Below are 22458 nucleotides of genomic sequence, written 5' to 3'. Positions count from 1 at the left end.
TCAAGGGGTAACGTACCGATAGGTAAAAAACTTGAGGAGGAGCCGCATGTCAGGCGGTCGCCCACGTGCCTTCGACCCGGAAACCGTGCTCGACCGGGCGCTGGAGGTCTTCTGGCGGCAGGGCTACGAAGGGACGTCCCTGTCGGACCTGACCGCGGCCATGGGCATCAACAGGCCGAGTATGTACGCGGCTTTCGGCAACAAGGAACAGCTGTTCCGAAAGGTGCTCGACCGCTACTTCACCAGCCCCGGGGCCTTCGCCGCCGAGGCCCTGGAGGCGCCCACCGCGCAGACCGTCATCGAACGGCTGCTCCTCGGGGCCGTCGAGCTGACCACGGGGTCCGACACCCCCCACGGATGCCTGAGCGTCAACAGCGTCCACGCCTGCGGCCCGGACTCCGAACCGATCCGCTGGGAGGTGATCGCCCGGCGCATGGCCGGCGAAGCCGCGCTCCGACACCGCTTCGAGCAGGCGGCCGACCTCCCGGCAGACACCGATCCGCGCGTCCTCGCCCGGCTGGTGTACACCCTCAGCGACGGCATCGCCGTACAGGCGGCGAGCGGCTACACCCGCGACCAGCTACGCCAAGTCGTCGACCTGGCACTGCGCACGCTTTTTCAGCCGCCAAGCTGATCGGGCGTCACTGCTTGGATCAATCAGGACGTGGTTAGCGGTAAGGAACGATCTTGCTCGCTAGCACAGTGATCGCCCGGCCCGCTCGACTTCGGCCGAAGATCGTATGAGGTGATCGGCCAGCGGATACCGTCCGCCGCGTGCCGATGGAGTTTCTGACGGATGAGCAGGCCGGGGCGCGTACGGACGGTTCGTGGAAGAGCCGACGCGCCCGGAGATGGAGAGGTTCTTCTACCTCGATGACGTGGACCGGCAGCTGATCGGGAAACGGCGGGGTGATCACAACCGGCTGGGCTTCGCGCTGCAGATGTCCACGGTCCGGTACCTGGGGCTCTTCCTGGCATCGCTGAACGCGGAGGTCACCCTCGCAGACCTGGCCGAGGACCTCGCCGAGATCGGCTACCCGCAGCCGACGCGGGACGTGATCTGAGCTTCAACCGTCGGCGATTGGAGAGGGAGTCCAGCCGGATGGTAACCGTAGGTGGTCGCCTGCGGCGTACCGGCTCCAGGTCCCGCCGCTTTCTCTGAGGAGGCGGCTGGTGGTCTTGTCGTGGTAGCCGAGGGCGTCCGCGACGACGGGGGCGGGCAGTTCGAGGAGTTGCTGTTGGATGGCGGCGCCGCGGGCGGCGGCGACCGGGATGCCGATCTCGCCCAGGAGTGCGGACAGGTGGTCGGGGCTGGCTGGCCGGCTCGGCGGCCGGGGAAAAGCCAGCGGGACGCCTGGTCGGTGGCGGTGTTCATGTTGCCGCGGTCCGCGATGTACGCCAGCAGCAGGGCTGCGTTGGCGGGCTTGATGTCGCGGTAGACCAGGTCGGCGTCGTGGGCGGCGGCCAGGGCGTCGGCGACGCGGTAGGCGATGTCCAGGGTCTCGGCCCGGCCGAGCGGTCCGTCCTTCAAGGCAGCGGAGAGCGGATCGCCGTCGATCAGTTCCATCACCAGGTAGGCGACCTGGCGGCCGTCATGGACGGTGGAGCCGAAGTCGTGGACGGTGACGATGCTCGGGTGGAACAGGCCGCCGGCGACCGCGGCCTCGCGGGCGAACCGGGCGACCTGGCGGCTGCTGTCGGGGCTGCCGTCCGCGGCGAGGACCTTGACCGCGACCCAGCGGTCGACCTTCGGGTCGTAGGCCTCCCACACCTGGCCGAAGCCGCCCGCTCCGATCCGCTCGACGAGCTCGTAGCGTCCGTCCAGCACGGTCCCCGCCTGCACGAACTCCCCTTCCGGTAGCGGCCGGTGTGTACGGTCCGTCGGTCACGCTACGCGGAACTCCCCGTCTGGGGCAGGGTGAAACCCGAACGTCGGACAGCGGGTCGGTCGGACGCTGATGGCCGGGCCCTTCACATCGACGAGCGTGAGGGGCCCGGCCATGTCCGGGTGGTGCTGATATTGGGTCAGGGTCCGGCGATGATCCAGGTCAGGCCGGTTCACCGGGGTCGGCGCGGCCAGCAGGTCGGGGATTCCCAGCAGGGTGGAGCTGACGATCTCCGATCGAGGGGCGGTTCCCTGAAGATCGCCCCTGACCTGTCGCCCGCCCGCTACACTCCCCACTCCCAAGCCGTTGACCAGCAGGAATGGAGAAGTCCTGCTGGAGTACTAGTCGTCGTCCTCGTCGTCCTCGGACTCGGCTGTCCACCATAGGTCGATCCGATAGGTTTCCAGCGTCTCGTGGTGGGCCGCGAAGACGGCCTCTGAGTTCAGTTGGCCTTCCGGTGTGGCCAGTTGGGCGTGCAAGCTGCTCTGCTGCTCCTCGGCGGCCTGGCGCCCCTTCCAGGAGACGCGTCCTTCGTAGACTCCCGGGCGCGGCAGGTCGAAGCATCCGGCGATCTCGGGCGAGAAGGCGCGGATGACCACACATCCTGTGGCCGTGTCCAGTTCCACCTCGCGTTCGCCTTCGGCTCCCCAACCGCTGTCGGCCGGCACCGGGCCGTCCCACACCCGGAACACGATCTCGGCGGGGGAGGTTCCTTGTAGGCTGTGGATGTAGATCTGCGTACCGGTCCTACCGACCACATCCCGTCGGCTCTGGACGAGGGCTTCGTCGCTCGGAACGGTGGCGTCGGAGTCGTACACGACGATCTTGCCGTTGTCGGGCCAGGTTTCGGTACGGAACTCGAAGAGGACGGGCACCACTTTCTCCTTACTACCCCAGTTGGCGTCCGGCTAGGGGACGATCTTCACGTAGAAGGCGTCGCCGTCCAAGAGCCGGTTGACGGAGTAGACCTCTCCGATCATATTCCCGCCCTTGCCGTTGTCGTCGCCGTCTATGAGACGTGCGGAGTATCGGTTCACGGCCTTACCTGAACTGTCCCTCCTATTCGCGCCTTCCTTGGTGGAGGCGAAGGGGTACTCGTCGCATTCCAGGCCGGACTTCGTGTAGTCGCCCCAGACATCGTCACAGGTCTTGATGGCGGCGGCTCGATTCTTCTTCTGCTCTTCCCTGTCTACGAGACGGTGCAGTGGCTCCTTGGCCCCGGGGATGGTCTTGGCCGCGAAGGAGGGGAAGGTGCGTTCGGGGTTGTTCTGGGCATCCGCTATGTGCCGTGCGCTCTCCCGGACCGCGGGGTCGGAGAGCTTCATGACGAGCTCGACCCGGGCGGCGGTGAAGACGGTGCCTTTGTGCTTGCCCGCAGTGGGGCCGGCGTAGTCGAAGCGGACGTCTGAGTGCGCGGCGTCCGTGTCCTGCCATCCCCTGGAGGGGGCGCTGGGCGACTTGACGTTCATCGACATGGTCACAGTGGTGTTGACGATCTGCTGGTTCCCCTGGTCGAACAGTGGACCGTTGTCGGGTGAGGTGTAGGTGAGTGACCAGGTCGGGTTCGAGTTCCATGCGCCGAGGAGATCATTGCGGCGCTGCGTGCCGGGGGCTGTGACGGGGCCGCCGAGGTAGGTGAACTCTTGGTTGATAGACCAGGTCTTTGCGTCCTCACCGTTGACGGTCTGGACGATGATGTCCTCTACGCTGGCGAGGTAGTCGACCTTGCGCTGTCCGTCGTAGGCGAAGCCGATGAGCCAGGCTTCGAACTGGAGGCGTCCGATGGTCTCGGTTCCGTCCTCCCTGCGCAGGACCACGTCGTAGTGGCGGTGTATGCAGGTCTCGAAGCGGTTCTTGACCCAGCCCGCCGGCGAGTCCGCTTCGGGGCGCTTGGCGCATTCCTGCTTGAGGTCGGCGTCGTCGGCGGACAGGGCGGCAGCCTCGTGTCGGGGGGTGCCGCCGGAGCCGTGGCCTTGCTGTGCGGCGACGTACTCGGAGAAGGGAACCGGTGGGCCGAGCCGTGCGAGTTCCTCCGCGGACACGGTGGATGCGGGAACGAAGCCGGTGGCCTGGGGGCCGCGAGCGACAGCCGGGCTGGCGGCGATGGTTCCGGCGGCGAGCAGGACGGCGCAGACGCCGGTTCCCGCGGCTCGTAGGAACCGGCGGATGGGTCGGATGTTCACGAAACAGACTCCTTTTGTGAGGCGCGACTGGTCAGGAGTGTGGCCGGCACGAGGCTTCCGTTTGGTCACCGCGGGCATGCCGGACCCCAGCAGGCATCGACGAGTTCCCCGGTGGCCTGGGTGTAGGCGACGGCGAGACCTTCGCCCTGAGAGCCGGCCTTCTGACGGCCGCGGGTGGGTGCGTCGGAGGTGACCACCCACACCGGGGTGTCGGCCTCCCACCGTGCCGCGGCGCGGCGCCCACTGGAGTCGTCGGCAACGGTCCCCGCGCTCACCCGCACCGAGTCCACCGGAACGCCGAACTCGCCGGCGGTTCGTAGCTTGAGGTCGTCGACACTCACATCGACGGTCTGGGTGGGGGGCACGCCGTCACCCTTGCGCCGCGGGATGGTGGTGGGCTGGTCGGCGTTGCACTGTTTGGCGGTGTGCAGGCAGTCGGCGAGGCCGGGCACCGTGGTCACGCAGGCGTCCGGGGTGTTCTGCAGGCAGGTGTGGAGCGCGTCCTGGTCGACGCCGTTGAACACCGTCGGCCTGTCGAGTCCGGGAGCCACCGGGCTGGGCGCCGTGGCCGGGGCGACGGGAGTAGGCGTGGCCAGTGGTTTGCCGACGCTCCAGGAGACCGTTCCGGCCGGGGAGGGCAGGGGCTGGGTGTTGGACCTCTGCTGGGCGGTGAAGCAGTACGGCGCGGCGTAGGGCGTGCCGCTGGGGCTAGCTTCGCCGCATTTGCCGAGTCCGAGCTGGGTCGCGGTGTTGGCGGGAGCGAAGCGGCCCCAGATCTTGTTCTCGTCCATCCACTGCGGACGGTCCTCGAAGACCGGGACGTCGACGTGCTCGGGGTGGTTGACCTCCAAGCCGACATCGATCCGGTTGCCCTCGGATGCCCGGGAGACGGCCGTCTGCCCGGTGGTAGTACCGACCGAGTTGAAGTCGTAGAACACCTCCCACTGGTCACCGCTGTCCTGGCGCTGGAGGAGGTAGCTGTGGTTTCTGCCGTCCGCCAGATTCGAGCCGACGCCGACGTTGATGGCCGTCTCCCGGCCGCCGCCCTGGCTGAGCACCTCCTCCCAGTGCGGCGCGTAACTGGCGCTCTGGGCGCCGGTCTTCTCCGCGTACAGGCCTATTCGCACGGTCGCGAACGAGGAGATGTCCGGGGTGACGGTCAGGTAGTTCGCGGCACCGACCCTGATGTTGGGGTTGTTGCTGGAGTCGAAGGTGATCGGCAGGTTGCGCCACGTGGCGAACGCGCCACGAATCGGCTGCCCCGCGTTGGCGCACAGCATCGCCCACTGGGTAATCCTCGCGCTGTACATCCCGGCGCAGTCCTGCGTTGGCGCTTGCGCCGACGCGGTGGGTGCTGTGGACAGTGCGATCGCAGCGGCGCCGGCCCATACTCCGGCGCTCGTCAAGGCGCGCCTGGTTCGTGTCACGGGTCCCCTCCAAAGTCCTGAGACAGTGGAACGGACACTAACGGTCATGTCATCGTCAAGTATGGGTAAATCGGTGGCGATGATGGCTTTCCGGCCAGAGGCCGGGACGCGAGCCACATGATCGTTCGACATCGCCGACCAACCGCATGGTAAGCACGTACACGTTCAATGAACCGCAGCCGAGAACGGGTTCGCAGGTGCCCCGGGCTGGTCTGCCCATGCCGCCCGAGCGGGTGGCACTGCCGACTTGGCGGCCTGTTCCCGCAGGTCGTCTCGATGTTTCACCCTGACCGGTCTGGCCTGATCGCGACCCAGAAGGCACGGGCCTGAGCACTGGTTGTGGCCTTTGTGCCAGAAGGCCGGCGGTCGCGGTACCACGCAGCCGTTACCTGAAACGGCGGCCCGGAGGCGGAGCGCGGCCTGGTGCTGCGCCTGCCAGTCGCGCCGACCTGCACCGCTTGGCCGACACGGCTCGGTCGCCACCGCCTTGCTGTACGCGCGCGTTGAGGTTGAGGGTCCGGTCCTCCGCCGTCTGCGGGGAAGCCCGGCTGGACGAGGCGCTCGGCGTAGAGGCCGTGCTGGAGGTGGCCGGGGCAGAGGCGCGGGGCGGGCTCGAGTCCGAGGCGCATGCAGTGCGGGATGCCGGCATCGGCCAGGGTCGCGCCGTGGTCGCGGACCAGGCGCCGGGCGTGCCGGGTGCCAGGCATGTCGTCGAAGCCAGCTTTGGCGTGCACCGCGCGCACCGCCGCTCCCTCGGTAACAGGCGAACTATCAGCACCTCGCCGGACGTTCAGCGGACACCCGCGGACACGGGACGGCAACGCCGACATTGCATGTGATGCGCGTCACATCAGAATTCCCAAGATCTTTGCCGGATCCGCCCTTTCCCGTCCCCCGAGGGTGGGGGAACCTCCCCAGAACACGGAGGAACGAGATAGAGATGACCGCCGAAGTCCACAACTGCGCGCTTCTTCCGGGACCCGCCGGCCTGCAGGAGCGGCCGGGACGGGCCGTCAGCTGCGGTCCGGACACCCCGAGCTGGTTCGCCGCCCCTGGAGGACTTGCCTGCAGGGTGCTCCTGGCAGGGGCTGGCGCTGGTCGGCAGCAGGTCGCCATCGAGTGGGTCCCCTGGTTCAGGGAAGTTGTATTCCTCATCCAGTCGCCGTCGGAGGTCGACGGGGTCAGCGTGACCGGGTTCACGGTGGGGGAGGGGCTTCGGTACTGGCGGCCCGCCCGCGAGGTTCTGCTGGCGGCGCTGGCCGCCCGGTGGGCCGCGATCGAGGGCAAGTACGAGGCCGTCGACGACTTCACCCGCAACGTCCTCGGTCACGCCGACGTCGCCCGGTGGCGGGACGCGGTGACCGCCGCGCTGCTCGGGGACTGGGTCGACCGGCTCGGCAGCTACCTCACCGACCCCGAGCTGCTGGCCATCCTGCGCGGGTACACCGCCGCCGAACGCCGACGATGGACGGAGGTCTGGGAACACCGGTTCGGCGGCTTCCAGTGGCGAGCACCCGACGGCACCGTCCGCACCGGCAAAGGCAAACGGGTGTGGATGCTGGAGACGCCCAACCGCGACGGCGTGACGGTCCGGGACGTGTACCCGGACAAGCCCGCCGCCGACGCCCTCGTCCTGGAGCACGACTTCACCGACCCCCGCATCGACGCCGTGCTGCGCGGCCTCGACCCGACGGAGGCCGCCGTCGCCAACCTCTGGGCCTCCCGCAAGGCCACCTGGGCCGACGCCGCCCTCGACCTCGGCCTGCCCGCCGCCTACGGCGACAAGGTCCGCCGCAAGCTCTCCCACCTCGGCAACCGGCACACCCAGCACACCGCCGCGGCGGTGACCCGATGAGCCGCCGCCCGGACGCCCCGGAGACGGAGCGCGGCCTGGTGCTGCGCCTGCCCGCCGCGCCGACCTGCACCGCCATGGCCGGCACCGGCTCGGTCACCACCGCCTTGCTCTCCGGCACGGTGGCACCCGACTCCCTGCTGGTGTGGCCGCTCGTCGTCCTCGCCCTCGGCTCCATGGCCTACGACCTCGGCGTCCGAGCCCTCCGACGCCCCAACACCTGACAGCCGCCCTGGCCCCGGCCATCCAGGCCGGGGCCCCCGGCGTCCCGGCAAGGGTGCAACCAGAACCTCCGCACGGCACCAGAGCCGCTTGCCACGCCCTGGCGATCGGTCTCGGGAGACCAACAGCCGCCCCCACTCCCCCGCCGCGGTGGCTGTGGTCGCACTCCGCCGCGACCACAGCCTGCTGGAGCGGATCTACTCGCGGATGATGCCGTCGATGGGGTCCAGACGGATGGTCCGCCCATCCGGCGCTCGCCATCTCCCGGTCTTCCTGTCGTGGGGGATCAAAGCGATGTCGCGCAGCGCGGGGATGTCCCGCCACGTGGCGGGCGGGAAGGTCTCCGGGCCCGCGCCGGTGAGCCAGGTCGACCGGACTTGGACGGTGGAGAGGATGACGGTGCGGATGTCCTGCTTGGTGGGTCGGTCGGGCAGCTGGGCCGGGCCGTCGGCGGTGACGAAGGTCCAGCCGTCGTCGGTGGGCCGGACGGGCAGGATGCGCTTCGACTCGCCACCGAGTCGGGTGACCGCGAGGTCCGGGTCGAGGGCCGAGGTCAGAGGGTGCAGGTCCTTGACCCGGGCCGGTGGCGGGATCATCACGATGTCGGCCGCCGCGGCCTGCACCTGCTCCTTGGCCAGGCGCGCCGTGTCGTCGGTGTCCGCCAGAGCCGGGTCCCACGCGGCGTCGTACACGTCGGCGATCAGGCCGGGGACCGCCGCCGGGATGGCGACCGGCCCGTCCAGCGTGCGGAGCGTGTTGCAGGTACGACGCAGGAGGGACGTGTCATAGACGTCGCCCCAGTGCGGAGCGGGCCGGCCGCCGGGCGCAGACAAGACGACGAGCCGCGGAAGCGGCGCCCAAGCCGGCCGAGGGTGGTCGTGGCGGTGGCATCGTCCGGCGCGCTGCAGAAGAAGACTCATCGGGGCGAGGTCGGAGACGACAAGGTCGAAGTCCCAGTCGAGGGACTGCTCGACAACCTGGGTCGCGACGACCACGAGCGGCCTGGCCGGGCGGCGACCCTTCGATCCGACCATGCTCTCGATCAGGTCGGTGCGCTCGATCCGCTGCCACATGGGGAGCCGGGCATGCAGAAGCACGATCTGCGGGCCGTCCGCACCCCACGCCTTCGCGAGCATCCTCCGGGTGGCCTGGGCGTCGGCGACGACGTTGCACACCACCAGGGCGCAACCCGTACCGGTGGCCGCGGGCCGAAGCTCGGACAGGATTCGGGCAGCCCGACCCCCGACCGCCGCGGGGTCGTGACTGTGCCGGACGGTGTGGTGATCGACGGCGACCTCGCGTTCCCGGGTAGTGGGCAGCGGGCCGTGCGGGGTGACCGTCCCGGTCCTCGCCGAGACGTGGACCCAGCCCGGGTAAGGGGAAACGATCGGCTCCGCGCTCGTATGGCCGGCGCCGGCGCGGTAGGCGCCGACGAGCTCGGTGGCGGTCCGGCCGGTCAGGGTCGCCGACAGCAGGACCACCGGGACACCGAGGTGACCGCACCACTCGAGCAGCCTCTGGGTCAGCCGGTGCCCGTAGGCGTCGTAGCTGTGCGCCTCGTCGATGACCAGCGTCTTCCCTGACAGACCCAGCCACCGCAGCACGTTGAACCGGACCGGCAGCACCGCGAGCGCCGCCTGATCCCACGTACCGACCGCCACCCCGGCGGCCAGCCCCCGATGCGGCCCGCGCAGCCAGTGCGCGGCCTCCGTCGACACACACCCGTCCGCCACGACCTCATCGCGCTCCAGGTCGTACTCCTCGTTCAGCCACGCCATCGAGTTCAACAGCGTCACCGGCGTGCCGACCTCGGCGGCCCGGGCGGTGAACTTCTTCACCCGGCGCCACATCGCATCGGTCGTCGCCATCGTCGGCAACAACACCGCCAGGCCGCCGGCCCCGGCCGCTGCGCCGAGGATGCGGGCGGCGAACAGCGCGGTCTCCGTCTTCCCGTCGCCGGTGGGCGCGGTGACGAGTACCAGTCCTGGTCCGTCGACCAGGTCCTTGAGGCGCTTGGCGACGTCGGCCTGCAGCGGGTAAGGGTCCTTGATGTCGGGGAACAGGTCGGTGAACGTCGTGATGGGTTTCCAGGCTGGCGCGGCGAGCTGGGCGTGGGCGAGTACCCATGGTGCGCGCTGGCGGATCCTCGCCACGTGTGCGGGGAGGTCGCCGTTCCAGGCGTCCAGCCGTCCCTGGACCTGGCGTGTGTTCGAGGCCAGCCAGTCCGCGAGGATCACCACACCGGTCACCACGACCGCAGCGCCCGCCGGCAGCAATCGCTCCGGTGCGGCGGGCGACCCGCAGAGCTCGAACACCGTACGGGCATGAGCCTGCCGCTGCTCGGCCCAGCCGTCCGTACCCAGCCCGCGCAGTGCCTTCAGCGGATCGGTCATCGCCGCCGCGGACAGTGCCTCCCCGAACACGCCATGGTGACCGCCGAGGATCTGCGCGAGCTGGTGAGCCGCCGACTTCCAGGGCCGCTCGACCGCAGGCCACCCCAACCCGGTGAGGATCTGCGGCAACACCCGGTGGCTCGCCACCTGGTGCGGGATCCATTCGTCGTGCATCCAGCCCGTCGGTGCCTGATACCGCGGATCGGCCAGCAGGCCTCGGGTTCCCTCGATCCCTCGATGAAAGCAGAAGATGATCTTGCCGGTGTCATGCAGGCCCGCAGCCAGCATCACCAGCCGCCGGGCCCGCGCCAGGTCCACACCCCACCCGGAGGCGATCACCTGCCGCTGAGCAGAACTCAGATAAACGTCCCACAACGCACCCGCGATCACCGCCGCATCCGCCAGATGACACACCAACGGGTACGGGCCACTCAAACCCCGCCGCTTCCCGACAATCCGCGGATCCAACACCCAAACACCTCCTGCTCCTCTCCGCGCGAACGGAGAACCGCGCCACCTTCGCACCGGCGAACCCGACATCCCAAAGCCGTTGAGACGACGCCCCAGCGCTCTGATCACCTCCGCACGGACGGAGCGGACCCCAAGTGTCGGCAAAGCCTGGCGTACTCCCCCGGGACACCTCCGCGTGGGCGGAGCGGACACGCGCGGGTGCCCGTCCTCGTCCAGCCATCGCGGGCCACCTCCGCGTGGGCGGAGCGGACGGCGCCCTCTACGGCACCGGCCTGGCAGCCACCGGACCACCTCCGCGTGGGCGGAGCGGACTTGAAGCAGGTCCGGACCTGCGGACCACCTCAGCGTGGGCGGAGCGGACGGTGCCACCGGGGCCCGGCCCGTGGACTACTTCGGACCACCTCCGCGTGGACGGAGCGGACCTTTCTGAGCTGCAACGTTGTGGGGGCTTTGCGGTTTGTTTACCCGCGGTGGGGGGCGATGCTGAGGAGGCCTGCGCCGTAGGCGAGGCCGCGGCCGATGCCGTCGGTGATGGCGGTGCGGAGTGCGTGGTGGTTGGTGACGACGGCGGTGCCTTCGAAGCGGGTGAGGGTGTGGCGGATCGGTCCGGTGGCGCGGTAGCCGGTGGCCGGTTCCTGGGGGATGTCGAGGGTCTCGTGGAGTTCGAGGCCGGCGGTGCGGGCCTTGCGTTCCCACCAGTCGATCGCGTCTTTGCCGTGGAGAGGGGCGGGCTTGCCGCGGTTGAGGCGGCCGCGGTCGTCCCGGGTGCCGTCGCGTACGGAGCGGGTGGGTGAGCCGTCGATGCGGTAGCGGATGGTGCGCCCGTCGGCGAGCCAGTCCAGCAGCGGTGTGAGGTTCCGCTGCTGAGTGGTGGCGTAGCGGTCGGGGAGGGTGGTGGGGTCTGCGGCCATGGCGGACTGGACGAGGACGGTGGTGCTCTGGGGTGTGCGTTCGACGCGGTGGAGGATGCCGAGGCTGTGTCGGGCGGCATCGCCGCTGGTGAGGGTGTCGGGGTACATGCCCATGATCCGCTGGTGCATGCGGTTGGCGTCGCGCAGGTCGGTTGCGGCGTCGCGGGAGCGGGGGTCGAGGTGCAGCAGGGTGAGGTGGGTCATGGTGGCTCTCCGGGGTGGGGTGGTCCCCCGCGGGGGCGGGGCGGGTGCCGGTGGGGCTGGTCAGGTGCGGGTGTAGGTGGTGAGGGCGCTGATCCAGGCGGTGCCGGTGCCGGCGTGCTGGGCGTGGGTGAAGGTGTGGCGGGTTTCCCACAGCGGGCGGCTGGCGAAGCGGCGGGTGCCGTCGGTGGGGAGGTGGTCGCGGACCTGGGTGACGGGCGGGTGGCCGGTTCCGGGGTCGGTGTCGTGGACGAAGACGACCTCGACGCAGCCCTCGGCCATGCCCGGCCGGGGGTGTTCGGGCTCGCGGTGGAGCGGCAGGCGCAGGAGGTCTGCGGCGGGGTCGCCGGTGGTGGTGATGAGGATCGGCGCGGTGGGCGGGCAGGACCGGCGCCCGAGGTAGGGGTGCCATACCGGGTGGCGCAGGGCGTCGGCCAGCTTGTCGGTGGTGGCGGGCGGGCCGGTGACGGCGACGGTGAACGCCGCGTCGGCCAGGTACCAGCGTTCGGACTGGAGGGTGGCCTCCTTCAGCGGGCGGCGTCCGCCGGCCGCGGTGATGACGGTCTTCTCCCGGGGGTAGCCGCCGCCGGTGGTGTGGTAGTCCCGCAGGAGCCGGCCGGGCCGGTCGATGCGCACCGTGTACCGCAGGCCGGCCAGATCGGAGAGGTCGGAGCCGCGCGGAAGACCCAGCGCGCACGCGAACAGGCCGGTCATCGCGGACCTTGTCGGGTACGGGTAGGTCAGGCGGGTGCCGAACTGGGAGGGGCTGCCCCAGGACTGCATCGGCGCGGCCAGGTGCACCAGCAGTCCTGCGCCGGTCACAGGTGCTCGCCGATCGCCGCGTCGACGGTGGCCAGCAGCTTCTCCAGGGAGCCGGCGTTCTCGCCGAGGTGCTCGACGCTGCCGACTCCCGGGCCGGTGTAGGCGGAGGCAAGCACGCCGGCGCCGCCGAGGAAGCCGTTGACCGCGGCGGCGTGCGTGTCCAGACGCCGGATCGACGGCTCGACGAAACCGCTGCCACGCTCCGCGGTGACGGGCTGCTCGAACGCGCCGCCCAGGTTCACCGGCTGGTCACCGCGCAGCACCACGTGCACCAGCGACGGCGGGGTGAACGGCGCGGTCGAGCCCTTGCGCGCGGACGGCACGACGACGGCGAAGGCCCGCGCGAACTCCACCGCCAGGCGCCGCGCCGCGCCGGGGTCGTCGCTCAGGTTGGCGGCCAGCTCCGGCAGGTTCACCGAGCTGTACCGGTAGTACGTACCGGAGGTGTGGAACACGGTCCCCAGGTGCGCCGACCCGGACTCGTCCTCTTGGCCGTGGGTGACGTCGTCGACCGCGGTGAAGTAATCAGGCTGGATCGCCAGGGCATGGGTGGTCAGCTGGTGCGCGACCTGCACCGCCCCCGCCACCGCCGACCCGGGCTCGTTCGCCAGCATCCGCCCGAACGCCGCGATACTCGACGTGCGCCCCCGCAGGATCCCCAGCACCTTCTCGCCGGCCGCCTTCACCAGCTTCGCCTGCGCCGCCTCCTCCTTCTTCTTGTCGACGCCGGCCTCGACCAGCTCCCGGTGCTCGACGGCGACCTCGGCGAGCTCCGCGATGCCGGCCTTCGGCAGCAGCAGCATGCTGTTCGTGTCGTTGTCCCCGTCGACGGCTACGCCCTTCACGCCCGCGGCCAGGACCACCATCCGCCCGGCCCGGTGGGCGAGCTCACCGTCCCAGCCTGCGCGCTCCAGCTCGGCGGCGATGCTCTCCGGCAGCCTCCTCGTGCGCACCGCCCACTCCCCCAGCCGGTCCTCCACCTCCACCCGCACGTGCCGCTTCCCGGACTGGGAGGAGATACGGCCGCGCTGCTCGCCTCCGTAGAAGGCGGTCTTGGGGGTGTTGAGGTCGTCGCGGTTGAGGCAGGACAGCGGGTAGGAGTGGATGACGTGCAGGTCGAGGTACAGGCGGCGCTTCATCAGGAGGTCTCCTCGGTGGCGGTGGCGGTCTCAGGGGTCGTGTTGGTGTCGTACTGGTAGTAGGCCCGGGTCCAGGCGCGGGCGGTGTCGGTCGGGTAGGTGGTCCAGCGGGTCAGGTCGCGCAGCAGCAGCGGCCACACGACGGGGACGTCGCCGGCGCGTAGCCGGGCGACGAGCGGGGGCAGTTCGCGGGAGAGGGTGTCGGCGTCCTGGCGGGCCATCAGCAGCAGGCGGGCCTGGACGGTGTCGGCGCTCAGTACGTTGGTGCGGACGGCGCGGGCGAGCGACCAGCCGAGGTTGCGCCAGCGGTCTCCTTCGACGGGGGCGGCCAGGCCGGCGGGCGGCTTTCGCGTCTTGTCGAGGCGGGGGTTGGGGGCCTGGTCGGCGTACATGCCCGCGGTGAGGACGTAGACGCGTTCGGTGTCGCGGTTCGTCCAACGCGGGATCCGGGCCAGCAGGTACTCGTAGGCGCGGAACGGCTTGTGCGGGTCGACCAGGGCGGAGCGGATTGCGGCGCGGCCGCCGGGCGTGGAGCACTGCTGGTGGACGTGCAGCATGAAGGCACGCTGGTGTTCGAGGGGGTCCGTCTCCGTGGAGGGCGGCGATTCGATGGTCATGGGCTCCTCGCTGAGGGGTGAAGGGGTGACGTTCCCGCCGGTGGGTGGTGGCGGGGCCGGGGTCGGGGGCGAGTCCTTTCTCTTCGGGTCGCCGTTGGCTCGGGCGGTCGGGCAACCTGCCGGTGGGGCGGGTTGGATGCTCGGACGGGTCGGGCGGACGGTCGTGCGGTTGGGCAATGCGGTTTGGGTGGGTCGGGTCGGGGATTCGGGCCGCGGGACAGGCCCGGTGAAGGCACCCGCCTGCCCGCGTCCACGAGCCCCGGATCAGGAAGGCCTCACCGCGGCCGCCGCTGTTCAACGCCCCCCCGCGCCGTCGGCGACGCCCCCCAGGCCGACAGTCCGGACCGGGCGTACGCACCTGTAGCTGCGGGGCGGCCACCACGCCGGGCAGCAGCCGGGACCCTGAGCGCTCATGACGCGACCGCCCCGGCGCAGGGCGACGCCTACTTTTTGCGCGGGCCTCTGGGCGGCTTGAGCATGTCGGCGCGGGCCTGCTCGACCGCCTGCATTCCGCGCGGTGTGACCGCGGCCGTCGCCGTGACGGCGTCGAACACCTGGGTGGCGACCCGCTGGAACGCCGGGCGAGGCCGTTGCCCGCTGTCGTCCGGGAGGACGGCCTTCCAGAACTCGGCCTCCGCCTCGGACCAGTACACCGGCAGCGCCGAGTCCACCCACGGACACACCCGTTTGTCGTTGCTGTAGGCCTGCCACGCCGCTCGCAGTGCCTTCGCCAGCCCCGCCGACACCCCCTCGGCCCGCACCCGGGCCACCGAGACCGCTGCCGCACCGTCCTCGTCCAGCTCCTCGAGGGCACCCAGCACCGGCGGCGTGACCGCCGTGAACCATGCGGTCTCCGGGTCCCGCCGTTCCTGGTGCAGCCCGTACGCCCGCAGCCGCAAACCGGCCGCCGTCTCCATGGGAAGCCGCGCGATCGACGCGAGAACAGCCGGCCGGTAACGCGCCACCTTCCCCGGCACGGTCTTCAGCAGCAACGCGTCCAGGTCCCGCCACGCCACCCGCGCACAGTTCGCCCGCACCGGGCCACCCTCGTCACGCCTGATCACGTACGGGTCCTCGGCCTCCGGCAACTCGTTCTCGCACGCCCACGTCACCCACGTATCGGTCACGTGCCCGCCCTCAGCATCGGGCTTCAGCAGCACGGCGTGAGCGGCGCGCCCAGTCAGCAGCGACACCGGCCCGGCCGGCGCCGCGGGCAGCCTCGGGTCCGGTAGCTGCTCGGCCTCCCACGGCGCCTCATCCCTCCCGGGGTTCGTCGGCCACGTGTCCGGCGACGGCACCCCCAGAACCAGCGTCTCCGCGAGACTGCGGCCGGCCGGGAACCAGGACACGAGCGCCCGAATCGGCCCGGCCACCGTGTAGTGGCTGTTCCGGCCATCCGAACGGCGCCGGTTCGCCGCCGTCCCCGACGGCCCCGCGAACAACCACGTCAGCAACCCGAACGCCGCCGTCGCCACCGGAACCGGACCCCCGAGCCCGCCCTTCTCCAGAAGCCACCACACATGGTTGTTCCCCGACGGGCTCGTCATCAGCAACCGCCCGGTCCCACTGCTGCCCGTACACTCCCCCGCCAGCCGAGGCTCCTGCAACCACGGCCGCGCCACATCGAACAGGTCGAACCGCCCGGCATACCGCCCGAAGTACTCGTCGACCCGCCCCGGGGCCAGACAGCCGGCCTCCAGCACATCCCACCGGGTGTCATCCCAGTCCTCAGCCTCGTCCAGACCCGTCACCCGCGCCGTCAGCGCGATCAGGACCCGCAGCAGCGCCGACTCCGACGCCGGATCCGGGCAGTCGATGTGCTCCAGCAGATGAGCCCACCGCAGTACATCGGCTAGCCCCAGGACCACCGACTCCCCCGGCCCACCCCGCACCGGCAACTCCGCGACCTGCTCATCAGACAGATCAGCACGCACACGGGCCGGAATCCACGGCCTCACCACCACATCGAACGACGCACGCGTCACAGAGCGGTCCCCACTACTCGGGCACGGACAGTAGCCACTCGATGACGCTAGACCCAGGCACTGACAACCGGGACCCAAACCCAGAACAGAGGACGCCGTCACACCCCACCACTAGGATCATCACCTCGCTCCTTGACACCACAACAGCTCTCCAACCCGACGCCTCAACACGGCCAAGAACCGGCACAGGCCACGCTGCGCAGCAGGTCGCGAAGGGTCCGCTCCGCCCTGCGGAGGTGCCCCTTGGGTACCGGGATTCGGCGACGACATGGCACAGTCAGCTCTGCCTTCGCGGAGGTGACCCGTCCTTCCGGTCCGCCACGGGTATGTCCCGGCGGTCCGTTCCGCCCGCACGGAGGTAGCCCGTGGACCCGACCGAGACGCCGTTCCTGTCGGCGTCCGCTCCGCCCGCGCGGAGGTGACCCGACGAGTTCGGCGCAGGTGACGGCTACGTACGAGTCCGCTCCGCCCGCGCGGAGGTGCCCCGTTGCCGCGACAGTACGTGCTTCCGGCCGGGGTGTCGGCGCCGCCCGTGCGGAGGTGACCCGACCGGAGCACGTCCGCGATGGTCGCTGGGTCGTCCGCTCCGCCCGCGCGGAGGTGACCCGACGGCAGGCAGCACGGCCCAGTACTCCTGGTGGTCCGCTCCGCCCGCGCGGAGGTGACCCGTCGGCGGCGGCGTCCCGTGCCGACTGGCTGAGGTCCGCTCCGCACGCGCGGAGGTGACCCGGCCCGGAGCACGTCCGCGACGGTCGCCGGGTCGTCCGCTCCGCCCGTGCGGGGGTGATCTTGAGCCTGCCGGTAGGCGCGCCGTGCAACGTGGTCCAGAGTCGAGATTCAGCGCTACCACCAGGTTGTAGCGTGGTATACGCATCGCTACGCTTGCCTCATGAAGCAGCTGAACGTCCGATTGGACGAGACAACCCACGCGGCACTGGAGCAGCGGGCTGAGGCGGCGGGGATGAGCCTGCCGGACTACGCGCGCAAGGTCCTGGTGGAGGAGGCGGATGAACGCCGCGAGCGCTTCCTGACCGCTGCTGCGCACTTCTCGCAGGCGTGGGGTCCGGCGTTTGAGGCGGAGTTCGGTCCCTATCCTCAGGGGGCGGCTTCGCGGCGGTCGGGGACGGCGGAGGCGGCGTGATCCTCTGTGTTGATCGGGCGTGGCTGTTGGATGTCGCCCATCAGTTTCTGCGGGCTGATCCGGATGTCACGGATTACGGCACGCTGGCTGCGGCGGTGGCCCGTCATGTCGACGAGGTGATGGATGTGCCGGTGTACGTGGGTGTGCACCAGAGGGCGGCCGCGCTTATGCACCAACTCATCCGCGTTCCGGCGCTGGAGTTCGCCAACGAGCACTTTGCGGCTGTCGTTGCTGCTTCCTACCTGTCTGCCTCTGGGGTCATCGTCACCGCCGAGCCCAAGGCGGCCGTTGGGCTCGCTGCCCGAGTACGCGATGGCCAGGCCGATGTCCGCGAGACCGCTGCTGTCATCCGCACCTGGTATCGGTGACCCGGCTCCAGGCTTTCCTGAGCGCGGAGCTGGCCATGGGGGCACCGATCCCGGCCCCCAGATTCGACCCGTGAGGATCCCGCTCCGCCTGCCGCGGAGGTTGACAGTGACCGTCAGCTCGCGAATCCAGGTCTCGGCCGTCCGCTCCGCCGGCGCGGAGGTGACCCGCTCTCGAGATCCGCGGCCGTCGCCCAGGCCGCGTCCGCTCCGCCCGTGCGGAGGTGACCCGCCCACGACGATCTCGGTGTGCGCGCCGTTGCCATCCGCTCCGCCCGCGCGGGGGTGCCCCGTGTTGGACGCGGACACGGTCAGCCAGACCGCTCCGCCCCCGCGGAGGTGACCCGCTCAGCCGGATCGAACGCGCTACGCTCCTCGCGTCCGCTCCGTCCGTGCGGACGTGGCTCGGCGGGGGCAGGAGGCCCCCGCTGGCCTTGAGGTCAGCTCCGCTTGCGCGGAGGTGACCCGTCGTGGACGAGGACGTTGCGGAGCTTGGCCAGGTCCGCTCCGCCTGCGCGGAGGTGTCCCGCCGACCGGGCGGTGGATCTGGGTGGCCGGGTGTTCGCGTCGCCTGCGCGGGGGCGGCCCGTGCCGCTGGGTCAGGGTGCCGGTCTCGAGGCGTTCCGCTTCTCCCGCGGGTAGGTGGCTTTCGGGGTTCAGCGCCTCGTCCGCCCGTCTGTGCGGAGGTGACCAGCAGGCCGAGGCCGCCAGCACGGAGACGCGGGTGTCCGCTCCGCCCGTGGCGGAGGAGGCCGCCGCCGAACCGGGATGCGGCCGGTTGGTCCGCGTCTGCCCCGCCGCGCAGAGGTAGCTGGCTCTGGATGTTCCGTCGATGCGGACAGGGCCCGGTCTCCCGGCGCAGTGTGGTGCCGGGCGGCTTCGACCAGAGGTGCTGCCCGCGGCCCGTGGCACGATGAACCCCGCGCTCCTTGACACCACGACCGACCCTCGAGCATGGTCAAGAAATAGCAAAAACGCCGCTGCGTCGCAGCTCAGGAAGGGTCCACTCCGCCTGCGCGGAGGTGACCCGCCCGCGGACCAGCGGCACGGCGTGGCTGACGGGTCCGCTCCACCCGCGCGGAGGTGACCCGCGCCCCGCCACCCGGAGACCCGCGCGGTCCTCGTCCGCTCCGCGTGCGCGGAGGTGGCCCGGTGGCGAACGGGGGCATCAGGTCCGGGCCCGGGTCCGCTCCGCCTGCGCGGAGGTGACCCGGCCGGCCACTGCGGGCCGAGGGCCTCGCGCAGGTCCGCTCCGCCGGCGCGGAGGTGACCCGGTCGACGGCGTCAGCGTGCCCGGCATCCACCGGTCCGCTCCGCCTGCGCGGAGGTGACCCGCACGTGACGATCACCGGTTTCATCACCACCAGGTCGGCCTCGCCCGCGCGGAGGTGGTCCGGTGAAGCCCTCTCAGGTCGTGGTCAGGACGTGAACCACTCCGTCGGTGCGGAGGTGGTCCGGGCAAGGACCTGGCGCGCGGAATCTGGGGTGGTTCCGCTCTGCCCGTGCAGAGGCGACCTGTTCACCTCGGGCATCCAGCTCACCGTCACCACGTTCGCTCCGCCCGCGCGGAGGTGCCCCGTCGCGCATGGCGGTGAGCTCGCGTTCGGCGGCGTCCGCTCTGCCCGCGCGGAGGTGACCCGCTGAATCCCACCCCGCCCGGCGGCGGGACGAAGTCCGCTCTGCGCGTGCGGAGGTGCCCCGTTGGTCGGCGGGCAGATGGTGATCGTGGCTGGGTCCGCTCCGCCTGCGTGAAGGTGACCCGCTGCTGGCCACAGGTACGATCCCGGGTGCCCGGTCCGCTCCGTCCGCGCGGAGGTGACCAGCAGGCCGAGGCCGCCAGCACGGAGACGCGGGTGTCCGCTCCGCCCGTGGCGGAGGAGGCCGCCGCCGAACCGGGATGCGGCCGGTTGGTCCGCGTCTGCCCCGCCGCGCAGAGGTAGCTGGCTCTGGATGTTCCGTCGATGCGGACAGGGCCCGGTCTCCCGGCGCAGTGTGGTGCCGGGCGGCTTCGACCAGAGGTGCTGTCCGCAGCCCATGGCACGATGAACCCCGCGCTCCTTGACACCACAACAGCACAACAGCACGACCGACCCTCCAGCATGGTCAAGGAATAGCAAAGACGCCGCTGCGTCGCAGCTCAGGAAGGGTCCGCTCCGCCCGCGCGGAGGTGACCCGAGGAGCGCAGCGCAGCGTCGACCAACCGCACCGTCCGCTCCGCCCGCGCGGAGGTGACCCGCCGTTGGCGGGTTCGCCGGTGTAGGTGCAGCGGTCCGCTCCGCCCGCGCGGAGGTGACCCGCCCTCGCCCGCGGCGAAACCTGGGCCCTCGAAGTCCGCTCCGCCCGCGCGGAGGTGACCCGGGGCCGCCGGAGGGGCTTCCGGCGAGGGCGCGGTCCGCTCCGCCCGCGCGGAGGTGACCCGCTAGAGCGGATGCCCTGTTCCTTCTCGAAGAAGTCCGCTCCGCCCGCGCGGAGGTGACCCGCGTGATCAACTCCCGCGTCAGCTTCAGCTCTTGTCCGCTCCGCCCGCGCGGAGGTGACCCGCTGGCCGGGGACTGGTCGAGCAGCTGGATCGCGTCCGCTCCGCCCGCGCGGAGGTGACCCGGGCCCTGACATCTTTACATGCTCCGGGCCCGGTCCGCTCCGCCTGCGCGGAGGTGGCCCGGCACTCGGTCTGGTCAAGGACGACGCCCCTCCGTCCCCTCCGCCCGCGCGGAGGTGACCCGCGCGTCGACGGATGGGCCATCCCCCTCATGATGTCCGCTCCGCCCGTGCGGAGGTGACCCTCCGTGCTTCGCACCGAGCCGCGTCAGGGAGTCGTCCGCTCCGCCCGTGCGGAGGTGACCCTGCCACCTGATGCACCGTCAGATACGCTGCGAGGTCCGCTCCGCCCGTGCGGAGGTGACCCGACGGGGCTGTACTCGCCGAAGGTCTCCAGGACGTCCGCTCCGCCCGTGCGGAGGTGAACCGTGCGGAACCTACGATTACGCGTACGAGGCCCGGTCCGCTCCGCCCGCGCGGAGGTGACCCGCTGGAGCACCCGGGCTGGCAGTCGTACAAGCTGTCCGCTACGCCCTCGCGGAGGTGACCCGCTGGACCGCGCGCAGACCCGACGCGGAGACGCGTCCACTCCGCCCGCGCGGAGGTGCCCCAATGCGCTGATGGTCCCGCCGGACCCCGGCTTCCGCTCCGTCAGCGCGGAGGTGGCCCGTGCTCAGCGAGCGGCCCGTACCCGCGGGCGGTGTCCGCTCCGCCCGCGCGGAGGGGGTCGACCCTGCCCGGTCCGCCCGCGGAGGTGACCCATGCCGGGGGTCCCGGGGGGTGCCTCTATGTCCTTCGTCAAGGCTGCGCGGGTCATGCTGATGTGGATTCGGGGGTGCGGGTCTCGTAGAGGGTGCCGTCGCGGAGCATGGCGAACAGGACGCTGATGCGTTGGCGGGCGAGGCGGAGGAGGGCTTGGGTGTGGGTCTTGCCGCGGTTTCGTTGCCGGTCGTAGTAGGTCCGGGAGTCGGGGTCGTGGAGAGCGGCGAACGCGGAGAGGAACATGGCCCGTTTCAGGAGCCGGTTGCCGGTTCTGGGGGCGTGTTCGCCGTGGATGGAGGATCCGGAGGACTTCGTCGCCGGGGCGAGGCCGGCGTAGGAGGCCAGGTGGGCGGCTGTGGGGAAGGTGGTGCCGTCGCCGACGGTGACCAGCAGGGTGGCGGCGGTCCTGACCCCGACTCCGGGCATCGAGGTCAGGACCTTGGAAAGAGGGTGGGCCTCCAGCAGTTCGCCGATCTGGGCTTCGACGGCGCGTCGCTGTTCGTGGACGGCGGCGAGCGAGCGGGCCAGGGAGGGCACCACGACGTCCAGGGTGGTGGTGCCGGGGACGACGACGGTCTGCTGGTCGAGGGCGTCGAAGATCTCGTCGACCAGGCGTTCGGCCATGCGCGGGGCTTTGGGCCGTATCAGGGTGACGAGTCTTCGTCGGCCGGCTTTGCGCAGGGCGGCCGGGGAGCCGTGGCGTTCGAGTAGGTGGGTGACGGCGGGGTGGTCCAGGCGGGGCCCGAGGACGCGTTCGAGGGAGGGGTGGAACTGGGTGAGCAGGCCGCGTAGGCGGTTGCTGGTGCGGGTGGCCTCGGCGGCTAGGTCCTGGTCGAAGCCGGTCAGGACCGTGAGCTGGGCGGCGGTCTCGTCGGCGAGTTCGAGGGCGCGCAGGGTGTGGGGCATGGTGCGGGCGGCGTCCGCGATGACGTGGGCGTCGCGGGCGTCGGTCTTGGCCTCGCCGGGGTAGAGGTCGGCGATGCGGCGCATCGCCAGGCCGGGCAGGTAGGCGACCTCGCAGCCGGCGTCACGGGCCACGGCGAGCGGCAGTGCGCCGATCGAGGCCGGCTGGTCGACGATGACCAGCACGCGGCCGAACTTGGCGGTGAGCTTGTCGAAGACGGCCCGCAGTTTCGGTTCGCTGTTGGGCAGCCGCTTGTCGAAGACGGTCTTTCCGGCTGCGGTCAGGCCGTGGCCGTGGTGGTCGCCCTTGCCGACGTCCAGGCCGAGGAAGACCGCGATGTCACTCGTTTCGAACACCGAACCCCCCGAAGGTCGTTCATCGTCCCGGCCTCGCCCGTCGGCACCGTTCGCGCGCATCCACGTTACGCAGACCCGACACCCGTCAGCGGCCGGGCGTTGCGCTCGGCCGGGTGCCGGTCAGGCCTCTCATCAGCGGTCACACGGTGCTCCGGGCCCGGTGACACCACCCCCCAGGTCATGCGATCCAATGCCGTTGCTTTTGGGGTCGCCGGCCGGTTGAGCCGGTGTGCTGATATCCCGCCTGGAGCGGCTGGGACTTGGAGTCCTGACCCGGTCGTGC

Annotated in this window: 16 protein-coding genes, 1 pseudogene and 1 CRISPR repeat array; of the genes and pseudogenes, 6 read left to right on the top strand and 11 right to left on the bottom strand. The window is 71.0% G+C overall.

Annotated features, from left to right (window positions below; genetic code table 11):
• Positions 1 to 46: 46 nt before the first annotated feature.
• Together ACFYUY_RS39050 and ACFYUY_RS39045 are read left to right on the top strand one after the other, a co-directional pair.
• Complete coding sequence (locus ACFYUY_RS39050) at positions 47 to 634, top strand: TetR/AcrR family transcriptional regulator (protein ID WP_387908119.1); 588 nt, start codon at positions 47 to 49, stop codon at positions 632 to 634.
• Positions 635 to 774: 140 nt separating this feature from the next.
• Positions 775 to 977: pseudogene (locus tag ACFYUY_RS39045) on the top strand (DUF4158 domain-containing protein); the annotation flags it as partial.
• Between the two features lie 56 nt (positions 978 to 1033).
• On the opposite strand, the gene ACFYUY_RS39040 reads toward ACFYUY_RS39045, so the two are convergent.
• The 4 genes from ACFYUY_RS39040 to ACFYUY_RS39025 form a co-directional block, all read right to left on the bottom strand.
• Entirely contained in the window at positions 1034 to 1843 is an 810-nt protein-coding gene (locus ACFYUY_RS39040) for a protein kinase (protein ID WP_387908117.1), read from the bottom strand.
• A 384-nt stretch (positions 1844 to 2227) separates the two neighbouring features.
• Positions 2228 to 2761, bottom strand: coding sequence for a hypothetical protein (locus tag ACFYUY_RS39035; protein WP_387908114.1), 534 nt, complete (start codon positions 2759 to 2761; stop codon positions 2228 to 2230).
• A gap of 33 nt (positions 2762 to 2794) precedes the next feature.
• The gene (locus ACFYUY_RS39030; RefSeq protein WP_387908112.1) at positions 2795 to 4069 is read right to left on the bottom strand and encodes a NucA/NucB deoxyribonuclease domain-containing protein; all 1275 of its coding nucleotides are present in this window, start codon (positions 4067 to 4069) and stop codon (positions 2795 to 2797) included.
• A 65-nt stretch (positions 4070 to 4134) separates the two neighbouring features.
• Positions 4135 to 5379: a hypothetical protein gene (locus ACFYUY_RS39025; RefSeq protein ID WP_387908109.1), complete on the bottom strand. Its 1245-nt coding sequence runs from the start codon at positions 5377 to 5379 to the stop codon at positions 4135 to 4137.
• Positions 5380 to 6682: 1303 nt separating this feature from the next.
• Here ACFYUY_RS39025 and ACFYUY_RS39020 point away from each other — a divergent pair.
• Positions 6683 to 7351 carry a hypothetical protein gene (locus tag ACFYUY_RS39020; RefSeq protein ID WP_387908106.1) on the top strand — a complete coding sequence of 223 codons (669 nt, stop codon included), beginning with the start codon at positions 6683 to 6685 and terminating at the stop codon, positions 7349 to 7351.
• Positions 7348 to 7572: a hypothetical protein gene (locus tag ACFYUY_RS39015; RefSeq protein WP_387908103.1), complete on the top strand. Its 225-nt coding sequence runs from the start codon at positions 7348 to 7350 to the stop codon at positions 7570 to 7572. The genes ACFYUY_RS39020 and ACFYUY_RS39015 overlap by 4 nt, the downstream gene beginning before the upstream one ends.
• 195 nt (positions 7573 to 7767) lie before the next feature.
• On the opposite strand, the gene cas3 is transcribed toward ACFYUY_RS39015, so the two are convergent.
• The 6 genes from cas3 to casA all read right to left on the bottom strand — a co-directional run bounded on the left by cas3 (position 7768) and on the right by casA (position 16109).
• Positions 7768 to 10434, bottom strand: coding sequence for a CRISPR-associated helicase Cas3' (gene cas3, locus ACFYUY_RS39010; protein ID WP_387908100.1), 2667 nt, complete (start codon positions 10432 to 10434; stop codon positions 7768 to 7770).
• Between the two features lie 461 nt (positions 10435 to 10895).
• A complete protein-coding gene (gene cas6e / locus ACFYUY_RS39005; RefSeq protein WP_387908098.1) occupies positions 10896 to 11549 on the bottom strand; it encodes a type I-E CRISPR-associated protein Cas6/Cse3/CasE in 654 nt (217 codons plus the stop codon).
• Between the two features lie 60 nt (positions 11550 to 11609).
• Complete coding sequence (gene cas5e / locus ACFYUY_RS39000; RefSeq protein ID WP_387908095.1) at positions 11610 to 12368, bottom strand: type I-E CRISPR-associated protein Cas5/CasD; 759 nt, start codon at positions 12366 to 12368, stop codon at positions 11610 to 11612.
• Positions 12365 to 13507: a type I-E CRISPR-associated protein Cas7/Cse4/CasC gene (gene cas7e, locus ACFYUY_RS38995; RefSeq protein WP_387908093.1), complete on the bottom strand. Its 1143-nt coding sequence runs from the start codon at positions 13505 to 13507 to the stop codon at positions 12365 to 12367. The genes cas5e and cas7e overlap by 4 nt, the downstream gene beginning before the upstream one ends.
• A complete protein-coding gene (locus tag ACFYUY_RS38990; RefSeq protein ID WP_387908091.1) occupies positions 13507 to 14124 on the bottom strand; it encodes a type I-E CRISPR-associated protein Cse2/CasB in 618 nt (205 codons plus the stop codon). The genes cas7e and ACFYUY_RS38990 overlap by 1 nt, the downstream gene beginning before the upstream one ends.
• Before the next feature lie 443 nt (positions 14125 to 14567).
• Positions 14568 to 16109 (bottom strand): type I-E CRISPR-associated protein Cse1/CasA, encoded by a 1542-nt coding sequence (gene casA / locus ACFYUY_RS38985; protein ID WP_387908088.1) that lies wholly within the window; start codon positions 16107 to 16109, stop codon positions 14568 to 14570.
• An 889-nt stretch (positions 16110 to 16998) separates the two neighbouring features.
• Here casA and ACFYUY_RS38980 point away from each other — a divergent pair.
• Together ACFYUY_RS38980 and ACFYUY_RS38975 are read left to right on the top strand one after the other, a co-directional pair.
• Positions 16999 to 17250, top strand: a complete 252-nt coding sequence (locus tag ACFYUY_RS38980; protein WP_387908086.1) for a plasmid mobilization protein — start codon at positions 16999 to 17001, stop codon at positions 17248 to 17250.
• Positions 17247 to 17618: a fic family toxin-antitoxin system, toxin component gene (locus tag ACFYUY_RS38975; RefSeq protein WP_387908083.1), complete on the top strand. Its 372-nt coding sequence runs from the start codon at positions 17247 to 17249 to the stop codon at positions 17616 to 17618. The genes ACFYUY_RS38980 and ACFYUY_RS38975 overlap by 4 nt, the downstream gene beginning before the upstream one ends.
• 2143 nt (positions 17619 to 19761) lie before the next feature.
• Positions 19762 to 20884: direct repeats of the CRISPR family, unit length 29 nt; unit sequence GTCCGCTCCGCCCGCGCGGAGGTGACCCG.
• Positions 20885 to 20966: 82 nt separating this feature from the next.
• On the opposite strand, the gene ACFYUY_RS38970 is transcribed toward ACFYUY_RS38975, so the two are convergent.
• Positions 20967 to 22175, bottom strand: a complete 1209-nt coding sequence (locus ACFYUY_RS38970; RefSeq protein WP_387908081.1) for an IS110 family transposase — start codon at positions 22173 to 22175, stop codon at positions 20967 to 20969.
• Between the last annotated feature and the right edge of the window lie 283 nt (positions 22176 to 22458).

The sequence above is a fragment of the Kitasatospora sp. NPDC004745 genome (genome assembly GCF_042873275.1).
GTDB lineage: Bacteria > Actinomycetota > Actinomycetes > Streptomycetales > Streptomycetaceae > Kitasatospora.
The sequence above is the reverse complement of the archived record's forward strand: the minus strand, read 5'-3'. Positions and strand labels throughout refer to the sequence as shown.